The following is a 16,125-nucleotide window of genomic DNA, read 5'->3' as shown; positions in this document are numbered from 1 at the left end:
CCCCGTCGCCGACGGCTACAGCGGTCTGCCGTGGACGCTCCGGGATCTGCCGTGCCACGACTTCGAGGCGGGCGACAACGACCTCGAGAGCGACATCCCGCGGCTGCGCGCGGGCGGGGTGGGCGCGCAGTTCTGGTCGGTGCACGTCCCCGACGGGCTGAAAGGCGACCGTAGCGTCGCGATGACCCTGGAGCAGATCGACTTCGTCCAGCGCGTCGTCCGCGCCCACCCCGAGGACCTCCGGATCGCCCGTGACGCCTCCGAGGCCGCCGACGCGCGCAGCTGCGGGCGCATCGCGACGCTGATCGGCCCGGCCCGCGGCGCCGCGCTCGGCGACTCCCTCGGCACACTGCGCGCGCTGCGCACCCTCGGCCTGTGCGCGGTGACCCTCTCCGGCACGTCGTGGGCGGGCGCGAACGGTCTCACCGCCTTCGGCGAGGAGGTCGTACGGGAGCTGAACCGGCTCGGGGTCCTCGCGGACCTCTCCGGCGCCTCCGAGGCGACGACGCGGCGCGTCCTCGCGGTCTCCAAGGCACCGGCGATCTTCACCAGGTCCGGCGCCCGCGCGGTGCGCGAGCACCCGGCGAACCTCTCCGACGAGCTGCTCGCCGCGGTGGGTGCCGCCAAGGGGCTGTGCCTGGTGCCGCTGGCGGTCGAGCAGACGGGCGGCTCGGTGGCCGACGTCGCGGACCATCTCGACCAGGTGCGCCGCATCGCGGGACCCGAGTGCGTCGGTCTCTCCGGTACGTACGACACCCCCTACCCGCACCCGGAGGGCCTCGGCGACACCGCCGGATATCCGCGGCTGATCGCCGAACTGCTGGAGCGCGGCTGGCCCGAGGCCGATATCGCGCTGCTGACCTGGGGCAACATGCAACGCGCCCTGCGCGGCGCGGACTTCACCGCGCGGGCCACGCGGCTGCGCAGGGCGGCGTCCACGGCGCGCAGGGAGCGCCTGGACGGCTGACGCCGCCCGCTGCGGTCAGCAGGCGCAGAGGCAGAACGGGTGCCCGGCCGGATCGGCGTAGACCCGCCAGGAGCGGGTGCGGTCGTCGGCGTCGAGGACCGTGGCACCGAGCTTCAGTACCTCCCGCTCCGCGGCGTCCAGGTCGTCGACCGTGAGGTCCAGGTGGAACTGCTGGGCGCCGTCGGGGCCCGGCCAGGACGGCCTTGCGTACCCGGGGGACTCCTGGAAGGCCAGGGGTGCCCCGGGCTGCCCCGCCAGCTCGTACCAGTAGTCGGCGGCCCGGTTGGGGGTGCCGCCGACGACCGCCGCGTAGAACTCCGCGAGGGCGCGGGGGTCGGGACAGTCGAGGACGACGGTGCCGAGCCTGGCGATCGCCATGATTCCTCCAGGGGAAGCGTGCGTGCGGGGCATGGTCAGCTCACCGGCCATTACCGCTTGAGCGGCATCAACCAGTAACCGTTACTCAATAGTCCCCCCTAAGCGGTAACGTCGCAACCATGAATGCCAGAACACCCGCTCCCGGTGGGCTCGCGCTGATCCAGGCCCTGGTCAACACGTTGGACGTGGAGTCGGGCGCGGACGCGCTCGGCACGGCGGCGGGGCGGGACGCCTTCGGTCTGGCGCCCGGTGACGTGGCGGCGGCGCGGGAGCTGCGGGAGTCGCTGCGGGCGGCCTGCCTCGCGCACGCCGGACACCCGCCGCATGCTCCCGTACGCGGGCTGACCGGGCTGCTCGCGGCGGGGCCGCTCGTGGTGCGGGTAGAGGAGAGGACGGGCGCCGCGTCGCTCGCCCCCGCCGACGCGGCCACCCTCACCGCACGGGTGGCGGCGGCCATCGCCGAGGCCGTCGCGGAGGGCACCTGGCAGCGCCTGAAGGCCTGCGAGGCGACGGACTGCCTGTGGGCCTACTACGACCGCAGCCCGGCGGGCCGCGGCCGCTGGTGCGACATGGCGGTGTGCGGCGCCCGCGCGAAGATGCGGGCCTACCGGGCGCGCAAGGCCGCGCCGGGCGACCCGGAACGGACCGGCTGAGGCCTCTAGGCCGTGGGCCTGCCCATCGCGCGGTAGGTCCAGCCCGCGGCGCGCCAGACCTCGGGGTCGAGGGCGTTGCGGCCGTCCAGGATCACCGGGGTCGTCGCCACCGAGGCCAGCTCCGCCGGGTCGAGCTCGCGGAACTCGCGCCACTCCGTGAGGTGCAGGACGACGTCCGCGCCGCGGACCGCGTCCATCGCCGTGTCCGCGTAGCCGAGGGTGGGGAAGAGCCGGCGGGCGTTGACCATGCCCTTGGGGTCGTACACCGTGACCTGGCCGCCCTGGAGGTGGATCTGCCCCGCGACGTTCAGCGCCGGGGAGTCGCGGACGTCGTCGGAGTCCGGCTTGAAGGTAGCGCCGAGCACCGCGACCCGCTTGCCGAGGAAGGGACCGCCGCCGAGCGCCTCGCGGGCCATCTCGACCATCTGGCCGCGCCGCCGCATGTTGATGGAGTCGATCTCGCGCAGGAACGTCAGCGCCTGGTCCGCGCCCAGTTCACCGGCGCGCGCCATGAACGCCCGGATGTCCTTGGGCAGACAGCCGCCGCCGAATCCGATCCCGGCCCGCAGGAACTTCTTCCCGATGCGGTCGTCGTGTCCGAGCGCCTCGGCGAGCTTCACCACGTCGCCGCCCGCCGCCTCGCAGACCTCGGCCATGGCGTTGATGAAGGAGATCTTCGTGGCGAGGAAGGAATTGGCGGAGGTCTTCACCAGCTCGGAGGTCGGGAAGTCCGTGACGACGAAGGGCGAGCCCTCGGCGACCGGCGTCGCGTACACCTCGCGCAGCAGCTTCTCCGCGCGCTCGCTGCGCACGCCGACCACGATGCGGTCGGGGTGCAGCGTGTCCTTGACGGCGAAGCCCTCCCGCAGGAACTCCGGGTTCCAGGCCAGCTCGACCTGGTCACCGGCCGGGGCCAGCTCCACCAGGCGCGCCGCGAGCCGGTCCGCGCTGCCCACCGGCACGGTGGACTTGCCGACGACGAGGGCGGGCCTGGTCAGGTGCTTGGCGAGGGACTCCAGGGCGCTGTCCACGTACGACATGTCGCAGGCGTACTCGCCGTGCTTCTGCGGGGTGTTCACGCAGATGAAGTGGACGTCACCGAAGTCCGCGGCCTCCGCGGGGTCCAGCGTGAAGCGCAGCCGTCCGCTGGCGCCCTCGATCCCGGCGACATGCTTCCGCAGCAGCTCCTCAAGGCCCGGCTCGTACATCGGGACCTCGCCCCGCTGGAGCATCTCGATCTTGTCCGGCACGACGTCGAGGCCGAGCACCTCGAAGCCCAGCTCCGCCATGGCCGCGGCGTGCGTGGCGCCGAGATAGCCGGTGCCGATCACAGTGATCTTGAGGGCCATGCGGTGCTCCAGAGGTGTGCGGGCTGCGGTGCGCGACCGAGCATAGCCGCGCGTGCCCCGGGGCCTCACCGGGCGTGTTTCCCGGGGCTTCACCGGGCATGTTCCGGGCTGTCGCCAAGCTCACGTATCCGTCGCGCGGGCGCACCACTAAAATTCGGGTTACTTAACGGTAATTAGCATCCTTGGAGCGTGAGAGACCTTGGCCGGATCGGCTGATTTCGACCTGTACCGCCCGTCCGAGGAGCACGACATGCTCCGTGACGCGATCCGCTCGCTGGCCGAGGCGAAGATCGCGCCGTTCGCCGCCGCGGTGGACGAGGAGGCCCGCTTCCCGCAGGAGGCCCTCGACGCGCTGGTCGCCAACGACCTGCACGCCGTGCACGTCCCGGAGAGCTACGGCGGCGCGGGCGCCGACGCGCTGGCCACCGTCATCGTGATCGAGGAAGTCGCGCGCGCCTGCGCGTCCTCCTCGCTGATCCCCGCGGTGAACAAGCTCGGCTCGCTGCCGGTGATCCTCTCCGGTTCCGAGGAGCTGAAGAAGAAGTACATGACGCCGCTCGCCAAGGGCGAGGGCATGTTCTCCTACTGCCTGTCCGAGCCCGACGCCGGTTCCGACGCCGCGGGCATGAAGACCAGGGCCGTGCGCGACGGCGACTTCTGGGTCCTCAACGGCGTGAAGCGCTGGATCACCAACGCGGGCGTCTCGGAGTACTACACGGTCATGGCCGTCACCGACCCGGAGAAGCGCTCCAAGGGCATCAGCGCCTTCGTCGTCGAGAAGGGCGACGAGGGCGTCTCCTTCGGCGCCCCGGAGAAGAAGCTCGGCATCAAGGGCTCCCCCACCCGCGAGGTCTACCTCGACAACGTCCGCATCCCCGCCGACCGCATGATCGGCGAGGAGGGCACGGGCTTCGCGACCGCCATGAAGACCCTGGACCACACCCGCATCACCATCGCCGCGCAGGCGCTCGGCATCGCCCAGGGCGCCCTGGACTACGCCAAGGGCTACGTCCAGGAGCGCAAGCAGTTCGGCAAGCCGATCGCCGACTTCCAGGGCATCCAGTTCATGCTCGCCGACATGGCGATGAAGATCGAGGCGGCGCGGCAGCTCACCTACGCGGCGGCGGCCAAGTCCGAGCGCGGCGACAAGGACCTCACCTTCCAGGGTGCGGCCGCCAAGTGCTTCGCCTCCGACGTGGCCATGGAGGTCACCACGGACGCCGTGCAGCTCCTCGGCGGGTACGGGTACACCCGTGACTACCCCGTCGAGCGGATGATGCGCGACGCGAAGATCACCCAGATCTACGAGGGCACCAACCAGGTCCAGCGCATCGTGATGGCGCGCAACCTGCCGTAGCGGCACGCGAGTCGACGCACCGATGGGGTGCCACCCGGCCGGGTGGCACCCCATCGGTGCGAGCGGGGACGGCTAGCCGTCCAGTTGCTCCAGCGTCGCGATCGACGGGCCCCGTCGGGAGCTGATGTCCCGGGAGACGTCCTCGGCCGCGCTCAGCACCCGTACCGCGTTCTCCCACGTCAGCTTCGCGAGGTCGGACTTGGACCAGCCGCGGTCGATCAGCTCCGCGATCAGGTTCGGGTAGCCCGCCACGTCGTCGAGACCGTCCGGCGTGAAGGCCGTGCCGTCGTAGTCGCCGCCGATGCCGATGTGGTCGACGCCAGCGACCTCGCGCATGTGGTCGAGGTGGTCGGCGACCGTCGACGCGGTGGCGACCGGACGCGGGTTCGTCGCCTCGAAGGCCTCGTGGATTCTCATCGCCTCGGGCGTGGTGTCGAGGTGGTGGAAGCCGTTGGCCCGCATGTTCTCGTCGGCGGCCTGCGTCCAGTCGACCGCCGCCTGGAGGACGAACTTCGGTACGAAGGTCGCCATCGCCACGCCGCCGTTGGCGGGCAGCCGCTCCAGGACGTCGTCCGGGATGTTGCGCGGATGGTCGCAGACCGCGCGCGAGGACGAGTGGGAGAAGATCACCGGGGCCACCGAGGTGTCCAGGGCCGCCCGCATCGTCGTCGCCGCCACGTGCGAGAGGTCCACGAGCATGCCGACGCGGTTCATCTCGCGGACGACCTCGTGGCCGAACGGCGAGAGACCGCCGACACCGGGCTCGTCCGTCGCCGAGTCCGCCCAGGCGATGTTGTCGTTGTGCGTGAGCGTCATGTACCGCACGCCGAGCGTGTGCAGCGCCCGCAGGGTGGCCAGGGAGTTGTTGATGGAGTGGCCGCCCTCGGCGCCCATCAGGGAGGCGACGCGCCCCTCCGAGCGGGCCTTCTCCATGTCCGCGGCGGTCAGCGCGCGGGCCAGGTCGGCGGGGTGGCGGACGAGGAGCCGCTCGACGCAGTCGATCTGCTCCAGGGTGGCGCTCACCGCCGCGTCACCGGCCAGGTCGGTGCGTACGTACACCGACCAGAACTGCGCGCCGACGCCGCCCGCGCGCAGCCGGGCGATGTCCGTGTGCAGGGCGCCCGTCTGGTCGGCGGCGATGTCGAGGCGGTCGATGTCGTAGCCCGCCTTCTCGCGCAGCGCCCACGGCAGGTCGTTGTGGCCGTCGGCCACCGGGAAGTCGGCGAGGAGCGCGCGTGCTTCGTCGAGGGACGTCATGCGATCACTGTCCCGCACCGGAGCGCGAGCCGAAGCCGAACCCGGAACCCGCGCCCTCGACCTTGGACCGCAGCCGCTTGCCCTTCTCGGTGGCCTGGTCGTTCAGCTCCTGCTGGAACTCCCGCATACGGCCGAGGAGTTCGGCGTCGTGCGCGGCGAGCATACGGGCCGCGAGGAGCCCCGCGTTGCGCGCGCCGCCGACCGAGACGGTCGCGACCGGGACACCGGCGGGCATCTGCACGATGGACAGGAGGCTGTCCATGCCGTCCAGGTACTTCAGCGGGACCGGCACGCCGATCACCGGCAGCGGGGTCACCGAGGCGAGCATGCCGGGCAGGTGGGCGGCGCCGCCCGCGCCCGCGATGATCGCCTTCAGGCCGCGGTCGGCCGCCCGCTCGCCGTACGCGATCATCTCGTGCGGCATGCGGTGCGCGGAGACGACGTCGACCTCGTAGGGCACCTCGAACTCGTCCAGGGCCTTGGCGGCGGCCTCCATGACGGGCCAGTCCGAGTCGGACCCCATGACGATGCCAATAACGGGGGAGGTCATTCGGTGATCGTTCCTCTGAGGTAGCCGGCTGCGTGACGGGCGCGGTCGAGAACCTCGTCCAGGTCGTCGCCGTAGGTGTTGACGTGTCCGACCTTGCGGCCGGGCTTCACGTCCTTGCCGTACATGTGGATCTTGAGCTGCGGGTCGCGGGCCATGCAGTGCAGGTACGCGGAGTACATGTCGGGGTAGTCACCGCCGAGCACGTTGGCCATCACGGTCCACTTGGCGCGCGGGCGCGGGTCGCCGAGCGGCAGGTCGAGCACGGCCCGCACGTGGTTGGCGAACTGCGAGGTGATCGCGCCGTCCTGCGTCCAGTGGCCGGAGTTGTGCGGGCGCATCGCCAGTTCGTTGACGAGGATGCCGGGCTTCCCGTCGGGTCCGAGCGTCTCGAAGAGCTCGACCGCGAGGTGGCCGACCACGCCGAGCTCCTTGGCGATCCGCAGCGCCAGCTCCTGCGCCTGGCCCGCGAGGTCTTCGCCGAGGCCGGGTGCCGGTGCGATCACCGTGTCGCACACGCCGTCGACCTGCTGGGACTCGACCACGGGGTAGGCGACGGCCTGGCCGTGCGGGGAGCGCACGACGTTCGCCGCGAGCTCGCGGGTGAAGTCGACCTTCTCCTCCGCGAGCACCGGGACCCCGGCCCGGAAGGGCTCGGCGGCGTCCTCGACGGACCGGACGAACCACACCCCCTTGCCGTCGTATCCGCCGCGCACCGTCTTGAGGATCACGGGGAAGCCGTCGCCGCCGTCCGTGGCGCCCTCGGCCGCGAAGGCGGCCACGTCGGCCGGGTCCTCCACGATCCGGTGGCGCGGGCACGGCACGCCGATCGCCGTGAGCTTCTCGCGCATCACGCCCTTGTCCTGGGCGTGCACCAACGCGTCGGGCCCCGGACGGACGGGGATGCCGTCCGCCTCCAGGGCCCGTAGGTGCTCGGTGGGTACGTGTTCGTGATCGAAGGTGATCACATCGCAGCCCCGCGCGAACGCGCGCAGCGTGTCCAGGTCGCGGTAGTCGCCGATGACGACTTCGCCGACCACCTGCGCCGCGGAATCCTGCGGGGTGTCACTGAGGAGCTTGAATTTCAGGCCGAGGGGGATGCCCGCCTCGTGGGTCATGCGGGCGAGCTGACCGCCGCCGACCATGCCGACTACCGGGAACGTCACACCCCCAGGGTATCGGCCGGTATCAGCCACCCCGCGCGCCGGGATCGGGCGCTGGTTAGCATGGCTGGGTCGACACGACCGAAACACCAATCCGTCGGCGCGTACGAGACCGGCACGAAAACGTGCGGTACGACCGACGGGGGCTGGGGCGACGACCATGACGGACCGGGGCATACTGCGGCAGCGCTTCGACCGGCTCGCGCGCGAGGTCGCCAAGTTCGGGGCCGTGGGGGCCGTCGGGACACTGGTCAATTTCGGCGTCTTCAACCTCGTGCGGCACGTCACCGACCTGCACGTGGTCCGCGCGAGCGTGATCGCCACGGTTGTCGCGATCGTCTTCAACTACGTGGGGTTCCGCTACTTCACGTACAGGGACCGCGACAAGACCGGACGGACCAAGGAACTGACGCTGTTCCTGCTGTTCAGCGCGGTCGGCCTGGTCATCGAGAACGGCGTGCTCTACGCGGCGACCTACTGGTTCGGCTGGGACGGCAGGCTCCAGGCCAACTTCTTCAAGTTCCTCGGCATGGGCATCGCGACCCTCTTCCGCTTCTGGTCCTACCGCACCTGGGTCTTCAAGGCGCTGCCCGCCCGCGAGGCCGTCGCCCATGCGGAATCGTTCCTGGAGGAGCAGCGGGACGAGCGCCCGGCCGCGCGCCGCGCGAGCTGAGCCCCGCTGCCGCCCGCCGCTGCCGCTGCCGCTGCCGCTGCCGCTGCCGCTGCCGCTGCCGGGTGGCTTACCTGACCGTCTCGGTGGCCGCCGCCTCCTCCCTCGACATCGGCGTACGCGACAGGAAGAGCCCGAAGACCGGCGGCTTCGTCTGGAGCATCTCCAGGCGGCCGCCGTCCGCCTCCGCGAGGTCCCTGGCCACCGCCAGGCCGATGCCCGTCGAGTTGCGGCCGCTGATGGTCCGCTCGAAGATCCGCGCGCCGAGGTCGTGCGGCACTCCGGGACCCTCGTCCGTGACCTCGATGACCGCCTGGTTGCCGGTGACCCGGGTGCGCAGGGCGACGGTGCCGCCGCCGTGCATGAGGGAGTTCTCGATCAGCGCCGCCAGGACCTGGGCGACCGCGCCCGGGGTGCCCACGGCCTCCAGGTGCCGCTTGCCCGAGCTGACGATGGCGCGGCCCGCGCTGCGGTAGGCGGGGCGCCACTCCTCCAGCTGCTGCTTGATCACCTCGTCCAGGTCGAAGGCGACGGCGGAGCCGGTACGGGGGTCACGGCTGTTGGTGAGCAGCCGCTCCACTACGTCGGTGAGCCGCTCCACCTGGGCCAGCGCGATCGTCGCCTCCTCCTTGACCGTGTTGAGGTCGTCGGTGACCGTGATCTCCTCCAGGCGCATGGACAGCGCGGTCAGCGGCGTACGGAGCTGGTGGGAGGCGTCGGCGGCGAGGCGCCGCTCGGCGGTCAGCATGCGGCCGATCCGGTCGGCGGAGGAGTCGAGGACATCGGCGACGCGGTCCAGCTCCGGCACTCCGTAGCGCTTGTGGCGTGGGCGGGAGTCGCCGGAGCCGAGGCGCTCGGCGGTCTCGGCGAGGTCTGTCAGGGGGGAGGCGAGGCGGTTGGCCTGCCGCACGGCGAGCAGCACCGCCGCGATGATGGCGAGCAGCGCCACCGCGGCGATGATCAGCAGCGTGCGGCCGACCTCGCGGGTGATGGCGGCGCGGGGCTCCTGGACGGTGACCTTCTCGCCCTGCTCGCCGGGGGCGCTCGAACTGATCACGTCGCCCTTGGGGCGGCTGCCGATCTCGACGGGCTCACGGCCGGGGATGTCGATGCGGGCGTAGCGTTCGGTGGCGATCTGGTCGCGGAGGATCGCGGCGGTGATGCGCTCATCGCTGATGAGGCGGCTGTCCACGATTCCGGCCAGCCTGAGCGCCTCGGAGTCGACGCGCTCCTGGGCACTGCTGCTGATCGTGCGGGTCTCCACGATGACCAGGCTTACGCCGAAGACCGCGATCACTACGAGGACGACGGCGAGGGTGCTGTTGATCAATCGGCGGCGCATAGGTCTCAGTGTCCCGGATGACGCCCCCGACGGGGCCTCGCCGGGGGCGGTTGCGGTCCGTCCCACGTTGCTCGCACACGTCCGAGCCCCGCAGACGCGTCTGCCGAAGCCGCGCCATGGGCGAGTGCGGGCCGCCCCGAGTTGCTCGCGCAGTTCCCCGCGCCCCTGAAGGGGCGCCACACGCAACCCCCTAAGGGGCGCGGGGAACTGCGCGACCGGCCCGGACGCGCCTGGGGCGGCCGACGGCGCGAGCCCCCGCAGACGCGTCTGCCGAAGCCTCGCCATGGGCGGGTGCGGGCCGTCCCCGCTTGCTCGCGCCGTTCCCCGCGCCCCTGAAGGGGCGCCACACGCAACCCCCTAAGGGGCGCGGGGAACTGCGCGACCGGCCCAGACGCGCCCGCGGAGGCCAAGAGCCAAAGCCCCGCAGACGCGTCTGCCGAAGCCGCACCATGGGCGAGTGCGCGCCGCCCCACGTTGCTCGCGCCGTTCCCCGCGCCCCCGAAGGGGCGCCACACGCAACCCCCTAAGGGGCGCGGGGAACTGCGCGACCGGCCCGGACGCGCCCGCGGAGGCCAAGAGCCAAGGCCCCGCAGACGCGTCTGCCGGGGGCCCGCCGCAGGCGGGTGTGGGCCGTTTCGGCTGAGGTCAGCTCTTCTCGAAGCGGAAGCCGACGCCCCGTACCGTCGCGATGTACCGAGGGTTCGCCGCGTCGTCGCCCAGCTTCTTGCGGAGCCAGGAGATGTGCATGTCCAGGGTCTTCGTGGAGGACCACCACGTCGTGTCCCAGACCTCGCGCATGAGCTGGTCCCGGGTGACCACCCGCCCCGCGTCCCGCACCAGGACGCGGAGGAGGTCGAACTCCTTGGCGGTGAGCTGGAGTTCGTCGTCGCCCATCCAGGCGCGGTGCGACTCGACGTCGATGCGCACGCCGTGCGTCGCGGGCGCCTCCTTCGGCTCACTGGCGCCGCGCCGCAGCAGCGCCCGGACCCGGGCGAGCAGTTCGGCGAGCCGGAAGGGCTTGGTCACATAGTCGTCGGCGCCCGCGTCGAGGCCGACGACGGTGTCCACCTCGTCGGCGCGCGCGGTCAGGATCAGGACCGGCACGGTGAGCCCGTCGGCGCGCAGGCGGCGGGCGACCTCCAGGCCGTCCATGCCGGGCAGCCCGAGGTCCAATACGACCAGATCGACACTCCCCTGCAACCCGGCGTCGAGGGCGGTCGGGCCGTCCTCACGCACTTCGACCTCGTAACCCTCCCTGCGCAGGGCGCGGGCCAGCGGCTCCGAGATGGACGCGTCGTCCTCGGCGAGCAGTACACGGGTCATGGGGTGATGGTAGTCCGGAGTGGACAACGGTCGTGCGGTGATCGCACAGTGGGGATCGGACCCTGTGGCCATGGGGCGCGAATCTGAGAAACACCTTTGAATGTGGGTGGAGGGTTGCGCCGAAACCTGTGATCCATCTCTCAAGTCCTTCCATATCCACCCCTGGCGTGTCGTATGGTGACCCAACGCCTGATGCACTACTCAAGGACCTTTGGCCCACTGTGCGGCCTTGGGTCCTTTTGTGTGCGGGCCGGTTCTCTCCGAACCGGCCTCGAAAGGAATGACCTGTGGTCGGGCCCTGCGCGTGACGAAGCGCCAGGGTGTGGATCCCGGAGTCCGTCCATTCCCTCCCCCGTAAGCGGGGGCGAACTCTCCCCCGGGCGTGGGGACGGGGTGTGCGGAACCGGTGCCGACCGCCCCCCACCGGGCGCGCTCACGCTCTGTCGCGCGTCCCGAACCCACGAGGATCGACCCATGGCGTCCAGCCTGACGAAGGACTCCGCCAGCACCCCTGGCTCCGAGAAGACCTTCTTCGGCCACCCCCGCGGACTGGCCACACTCTTCATGACCGAGATGTGGGAGCGCTACAGCTTCTACGGCATGAAGGCACTTCTCCCGCTGTACCTGATCGCCCCCGGCGGCATGAACATGAGTGCCACCACCGCGACGGCGATCTACTCCGTCTACATGTCGATGGTCTACCTGCTCGCCATGCCGGGCGGCTGGATGGCGGACCGCTTCTGGGGCCCCCGCAAGACGGTCATCATCGGCGCCTCCGTGGTCATCCTCGGCCACATCACGCTCGCGCTGCCGAGCTCGGCGTCCTTCTTCGCCGGTCTCGCGCTCGTCGCGCTCGGTTCCGGCCTTCTGAAGGCCAACATCTCCGTGATGGTCGGCCACCTCTACAAGGGCCCGCAGGACCCGCGCCGTGACGGTGGCTTCACGCTCTTCTACATCGGCATCAACCTCGGTGCCTTCCTCGCCCCGCTGTCCATCGGCACCGTCGGCGAGAACGTCAACTGGCACTTCGGCTTCGCGCTCGCCGCGGTCGGCATGGCCCTGGGTCTCGCCCAGTTCCTGCTCGGCTCGCGCCACCTGAGCGAGCAGAGCAGCGTGATCTCCCAGCCCGCCACCGACGAGCAGCGCCGCTCCGCCCTGCGCACCGGCCTGATCTGGCTGATCGTCGCCGCCGCGCTCTACACGCTGATGGGCGTCACCGGGAACTTCGCCGACTGGGCGCTGATGCCGCTGATCATCGCCGGTCTCGTCATCCCCGTCGCCGTCCTGGCCCGGATGAAGCGCGACAAGGAGCTCAGCACCCTCGAACAGTCGAAGCTGTCGGGCTACATCTGGTTCTTCGTGGTCGCCGCCGTCTTCTGGATGATCTACGACCAGAACGGCTCCACCCTGTCGATCTTCGGCAAGGGCTCGACGACGAACAACCTGCTCGGGTTCGACTTCCCGACCTCGTGGTACCAGTCGCTGAACCCGATCTTCATCATGGCGCTCGCCCCCGTGGTCGCCTCCGCCTGGCTGTGGCTGAACAAGCGGGGCAAGGAGCCGAGCACGGCCGTCAAGTTCGCCTCCAGCCTCACGCTGATCGGCATCTCCTTCGCCGTCTTCCTCATCCCGCTGATCGACACCGCCAACAACGGCGGCAAGGTCAGCCCGATGTGGCTGGTCGCGATCTACTTCATCCAGACCGTCGGCGAGCTCTGTCTCTCCCCGGTCGGCCTCTCGCTCACCACGAAGATGGCTCCGGAGAAGTACAGCGCCCAGATGATGGGTGTCTGGTTCCTCGCGGTCACCGCGGGCGACTCGATCACCGGCCTGCTGACGTCCCCGCAGCTCAACGTCGACCTCAACAACAGCGGCGCGGTCGCCGTCGAGGCGATCATCGCGGTCATCGCGGGCTTCGGCATCTGGACCTCCCGCAAGAAGGTCAAGGCGCTGATGGGCTCGGTCAACTGACCCAGCCCACCGCCGAGGACATACGGGGAGAGGGCCGCCGCACCTGAGGCCAGCTCGGCCGCGGAGCCCGGCGCCTCCGCGGCGGCCCTCTCCCCGTATGCGCCAGAAGGTCCATTCGTACGAACATCAGCCCGCCCGCTCACCCTCGGCGGTGACCCGGGGGCGTTTCCACGCCGACAGCCGCCGTCCGCCGTGCAACATCTGGCCCATGCGCCGCACCTTGTCCGTCGTCGCCCTCTGTGGGGCCCTGCTGTCCTCCAGCGTCACCGCCGACGCTGCCGCCTCCGGGCCCGCCCCCGGACCGCCGTCCGGGCGCGTCTTCTCGTACGGGCCGCACGCCCGCCAGAACATCACCGTGTACGGGGGCAAGCCCGGCAAGCGCCCCGCCCTGGTGATCCTGCACGGCGGCTCATGGCGCCGGGACACCGACTGGAGCGGCTGGGCGCGGTGGTTCGCCGCCCGGGGCTTCACCGTCTACGACACCGACTACCGGCTGACCTCCGACGCGGTCTGGCCCGCCCAGCGCGACGACGTCCTCGCCGCGCTGCGATGGGTGCGCGGCAGGGAGGGCGGTGCCCGGCCCCTGGTGCTCGGTTCCTCGGCGGGCGGTCATCTGGCCGCGCAGGCGGCCACGTACACGTCCGGCGGGTCGCGGGTGCGCGCGGTCGCCGCGCTCTCTCCCGTGGCCTCGCCGTACCGCGCGTGGACGGACGGCGGCGCCGCGGGCGCCTCCGCCGACCGGCGGGCCCTGCGCGGGGCCGCCGAGCGCCTCGCGGGCTGTCGGCCCGACAGGGGCGACCAGCGCTGCTGGGGCCGCTGGACGGACCTCGCGGCGGCCTCCCACGCGTCGCGGGGCGACGCGCCGCTGCTCCTCGTCCACTCCGCGCGGGACTTCGTCCCCCGGAGTCATTCCACCGCCCTGGCGGGGGCCCTGCGGAAGGCCCGGCAGCGGGATGTCGTGATCAAGACGGTGCCGGGGTCCGCCCATGGGGGGCATCTGCTCGGCGCCCCAGGGGTCGCGAAGAACGTCCTCCAGTGGCTCCGGGGGCGGGCCTAGGTTTCCTTCTTCGTCGACTGCGGGTCGTGGGGACCTGTCGCGCCGTTCCCCGCGCCCCTTACGGGGCTCCCCGGCACCGGGTCCGGGGCCGTGTCCGGGGTGAACCAGGGCAGGGCCGTTCCCGGTTCCCGTGCGGCCCTCGGCGTCCCCGCCGTCCTCGCCGTCCTCGGGGCGGGCGCGTGTCTGCCCCTGGTGCCCGCGACGAGGCGGCGGCGCCGCTTGACCGAAGCCCCGCGCTTCTTCGGCCGGAGGCGGTCCACGAGCACCATGCCGACACGGAAGACCGCCGCGGGCACCACCACGCAGAGCAGCAGCCAGAAGAGGGTCACGCCCCACGGGCGCCCCACGCCCCACGGCTGCTCGGCGAGGACCTTGCCGCCGTACCGCAGGGAGACCAGGTAGTCCCCGTGCGCGCCGCCCGCGAGCTCCACCGGCAGTTCGATCCGCGCCTTCTTGCCGGGGGCTATCGTGCCGCGCCACTGCTGTTCCTCCCACTGCGGGGCGAACACGCCGTGCGAGGTGCCGACCCGGAAGACCGGGTCTGTCACCGGGGCCGCGCCGACATTGCCGACCGTGAAGACGAGCTTGCGCTGCGGCGGGGCTCCGAACCAGGTCAGGAGCCCGCTGGAGCCTTCGAGACGGGTGCCGGTCAGGACCGGGAGACGCCCGCCCGCGGCCTCCTTCGGCAAGGGCTTCACGGGATGGCCCGCGACCTTGAACGCGGTGTCGGCCGCCGCCTTCTCGCCCGTCACGGTGGCGACGTGGACGACGCAGGGGCAGGGTTCGGGCGGTTCGGCCACCGGCAGCCTCCTGCTGAAGGTGCCGTCCTTGCCGGTGGTGACGGCGAGGCCCTCGGAGTTGGCACACGAGTTGGTGCCGCCCACGACACCCCGGCCGGGCTCGGACCGGCCGCAGATGAGCATCATCAGGAGGGCTCCGGGCCGCCACCCCGCTCCCTTGACGGTGACCGAGCCGCCCTTGCCCGCCTCGGACGTGGAGAGCCGTACGGTCGGCTTGTCGGCCGCCGAGGCGACGGGCCCCGGCAGCAGCGCGCAGCCGAGGCCGAGCAGGGCCAGGGCGACGAGGGCGCTCAGCGCGCGGGCCTTCCGGCCCGACCTGTTCCGCTTCCCGTTCACGATGTCTCTCCCGTCCCCGCGCCCGCCATCTCCCGCTCGTCCTCGTCCTCCGGCACCGGCTCCAGTGGTTCCGGGCCGCGCCGGTGTCCGCGCAGGAGGCGCACCGCCCCGGCGGCGACGGCCAGCAGACCGGCGGCCCCGCCCCCGAGCGCGGCCCACGGCACGAAGCGGGCCGAGGCCGTGGCGGTGTCACGGGCGCCACCGGACGCCGTGGCTGTCAGTCGTACGTCCGCCGCGTCGAAGGCGGGCGCGTCGGGCCAGGGCTCGGTCAGCGAGACCCGGCGGCCGGGCAGGAGTTCGACCGGCAGCGCGCGGGCCGGGCGGTCGACGAGCGTGCCGAACAGCCCGTCGGCGTGTACCGCGAGCTTCGGCGCGAGGACGGTGTTACCCCGGTTGACCAGGTCGTACGTAATGCGGCCCGCCCCTTTGTCGACCTTGACGCGCTCGACGGTGAGCGCCGCGAGGGTGGGGCCGCCGACCCATAGATGCAGCCGTATGGCCACCGTCCGGCCGCCGCCGCTCGCCATGATCGCCCCGGGGTGGTCGCCGGGTGCCGCGTCGGCGGGGACCGTCACGGTGAACGGCACGTCGGCGCGGGTGCGCGGCGGCACCCGCACGCGCCGCTCCGCGAAGCCGATCCAGGCCCCGGTGTCCTTCGGGCTGCCCTTGGCGGGCGTGACGGAGAGGGCGCCGGAGCCGGTGTCGTCCGCGTCCGCGCCCCGCAGCGTGACCGTGCGCGGCCTCGTCCCCCGGTTGGTGAGGGTCACGGTGTCCTGGAGGACCGTGCCGGGGGCGCCCTCCGCGTAGAAGTAGGGCCGCCCGTCCTTGGCCGGGCGGGTGCCTCCCCCGGCGGACGGCGCGGCGGACCAGGCCCCGGAGCCGCCGCCGTCCGCCAGGGCGGGGGCYSCSSSGGCCGCGAGCAGGGCAGCGGCGCAGAGCGCGGCCCGCGCGAGGG

At 72.0% G+C, this 16,125-nt stretch carries 15 protein-coding genes; 6 read left to right on the top strand and 9 right to left on the bottom strand.

Features of this window, described 5'->3' with window-relative positions; all coding sequences use genetic code 11:
- The coding region (locus AB8Z36_RS08480; protein ID WP_369212582.1) for a dipeptidase at window positions 1-967 on the top strand (967 nt) is incomplete at its 5' end.
- Between the two features lie 15 nt (window positions 968-982).
- Here the strand turns inward: AB8Z36_RS08480 and AB8Z36_RS08475 are convergent.
- Window positions 983-1,345: a VOC family protein gene (locus AB8Z36_RS08475; RefSeq protein ID WP_369212581.1), complete on the bottom strand. Its 363-nt coding sequence runs from the start codon at window positions 1,343-1,345 to the stop codon at window positions 983-985.
- Between the two features lie 119 nt (window positions 1,346-1,464).
- Between AB8Z36_RS08475 and AB8Z36_RS08470 the strand changes: the two genes are divergently transcribed.
- Window positions 1,465-1,998, top strand: coding sequence for a CGNR zinc finger domain-containing protein (locus AB8Z36_RS08470; protein WP_369212580.1), 534 nt, complete (start codon window positions 1,465-1,467; stop codon window positions 1,996-1,998).
- A 5-nt stretch (window positions 1,999-2,003) separates the two neighbouring features.
- Here AB8Z36_RS08470 and AB8Z36_RS08465 read toward each other — a convergent pair whose 3' ends face one another.
- Window positions 2,004-3,347, bottom strand: a complete 1,344-nt coding sequence (locus tag AB8Z36_RS08465) for a UDP-glucose dehydrogenase family protein (protein WP_369212579.1) — start codon at window positions 3,345-3,347, stop codon at window positions 2,004-2,006.
- Window positions 3,348-3,546: 199 nt separating this feature from the next.
- Between AB8Z36_RS08465 and AB8Z36_RS08460 the strand changes: the two genes are divergently transcribed.
- Window positions 3,547-4,704 carry an acyl-CoA dehydrogenase gene (locus AB8Z36_RS08460; RefSeq protein WP_369212578.1) on the top strand — a complete coding sequence of 386 codons (1,158 nt, stop codon included), beginning with the start codon at window positions 3,547-3,549 and terminating at the stop codon, window positions 4,702-4,704.
- A gap of 72 nt (window positions 4,705-4,776) precedes the next feature.
- Here AB8Z36_RS08460 and AB8Z36_RS08455 read toward each other — a convergent pair whose 3' ends face one another.
- Genes AB8Z36_RS08455 through AB8Z36_RS08445 form a run of 3 tightly spaced genes read right to left on the bottom strand, consistent with a single transcriptional unit; the run spans window position 4,777 to window position 7,674 of the window.
- On the bottom strand, window positions 4,777-5,961 hold the full coding sequence (locus AB8Z36_RS08455; protein ID WP_369212577.1) for a dipeptidase: 1,185 nt from the start codon (window positions 5,959-5,961) through the stop codon (window positions 4,777-4,779).
- Window positions 5,962-5,965: 4 nt separating this feature from the next.
- Window positions 5,966-6,511 (bottom strand): 5-(carboxyamino)imidazole ribonucleotide mutase, encoded by a 546-nt coding sequence (gene purE / locus AB8Z36_RS08450; RefSeq protein WP_369212576.1) that lies wholly within the window; start codon window positions 6,509-6,511, stop codon window positions 5,966-5,968.
- Window positions 6,508-7,674 (bottom strand): 5-(carboxyamino)imidazole ribonucleotide synthase, encoded by a 1,167-nt coding sequence (locus AB8Z36_RS08445; RefSeq protein ID WP_369212575.1) that lies wholly within the window; start codon window positions 7,672-7,674, stop codon window positions 6,508-6,510. The genes purE and AB8Z36_RS08445 overlap by 4 nt, the downstream gene beginning before the upstream one ends.
- 157 nt (window positions 7,675-7,831) lie before the next feature.
- Between AB8Z36_RS08445 and AB8Z36_RS08440 the strand changes: the two genes are divergently transcribed.
- The gene (locus AB8Z36_RS08440; protein WP_369212574.1) at window positions 7,832-8,344 is read left to right on the top strand and encodes a GtrA family protein; all 513 of its coding nucleotides are present in this window, start codon (window positions 7,832-7,834) and stop codon (window positions 8,342-8,344) included.
- A 67-nt stretch (window positions 8,345-8,411) separates the two neighbouring features.
- Here AB8Z36_RS08440 and AB8Z36_RS08435 read toward each other — a convergent pair whose 3' ends face one another.
- On the bottom strand, window positions 8,412-9,683 hold the full coding sequence (locus tag AB8Z36_RS08435) for an ATP-binding protein (RefSeq protein WP_369212573.1): 1,272 nt from the start codon (window positions 9,681-9,683) through the stop codon (window positions 8,412-8,414).
- A gap of 645 nt (window positions 9,684-10,328) precedes the next feature.
- Window positions 10,329-11,006: a response regulator transcription factor gene (locus tag AB8Z36_RS08430; protein WP_363251212.1), complete on the bottom strand. Its 678-nt coding sequence runs from the start codon at window positions 11,004-11,006 to the stop codon at window positions 10,329-10,331.
- 474 nt (window positions 11,007-11,480) lie between these two features.
- On the opposite strand from AB8Z36_RS08430, the gene AB8Z36_RS08425 reads away from it, so the two are divergent.
- Window positions 11,481-12,977 (top strand): peptide MFS transporter, encoded by a 1,497-nt coding sequence (locus AB8Z36_RS08425; RefSeq protein WP_369212572.1) that lies wholly within the window; start codon window positions 11,481-11,483, stop codon window positions 12,975-12,977.
- Between the two features lie 208 nt (window positions 12,978-13,185).
- Window positions 13,186-14,034: an alpha/beta hydrolase family protein gene (locus AB8Z36_RS08420; protein ID WP_369212571.1), complete on the top strand. Its 849-nt coding sequence runs from the start codon at window positions 13,186-13,188 to the stop codon at window positions 14,032-14,034.
- On the opposite strand, the gene AB8Z36_RS08415 is transcribed toward AB8Z36_RS08420, so the two are convergent.
- Window positions 14,031-15,170 (bottom strand): hypothetical protein, encoded by a 1,140-nt coding sequence (locus AB8Z36_RS08415; protein ID WP_440581877.1) that lies wholly within the window; start codon window positions 15,168-15,170, stop codon window positions 14,031-14,033. The two genes, AB8Z36_RS08420 and AB8Z36_RS08415, sit on opposite strands and share 4 nt — an antisense overlap.
- The coding region (locus AB8Z36_RS08410) for a COG1470 family protein (protein WP_440581876.1) at window positions 15,167-16,125 on the bottom strand (959 nt) is incomplete at its 5' end. The genes AB8Z36_RS08410 and AB8Z36_RS08415, both read right to left, overlap by 4 nt.

Source organism: Streptomyces flavofungini (genome assembly GCF_041028215.1).
Taxonomy (GTDB): Bacteria; Actinomycetota; Actinomycetes; order Streptomycetales; family Streptomycetaceae; genus Streptomyces; species Streptomyces flavofungini_B.
Note: the sequence above shows the minus strand (reverse complement) of the source record. Positions and strands in the feature narration are given on the sequence as shown.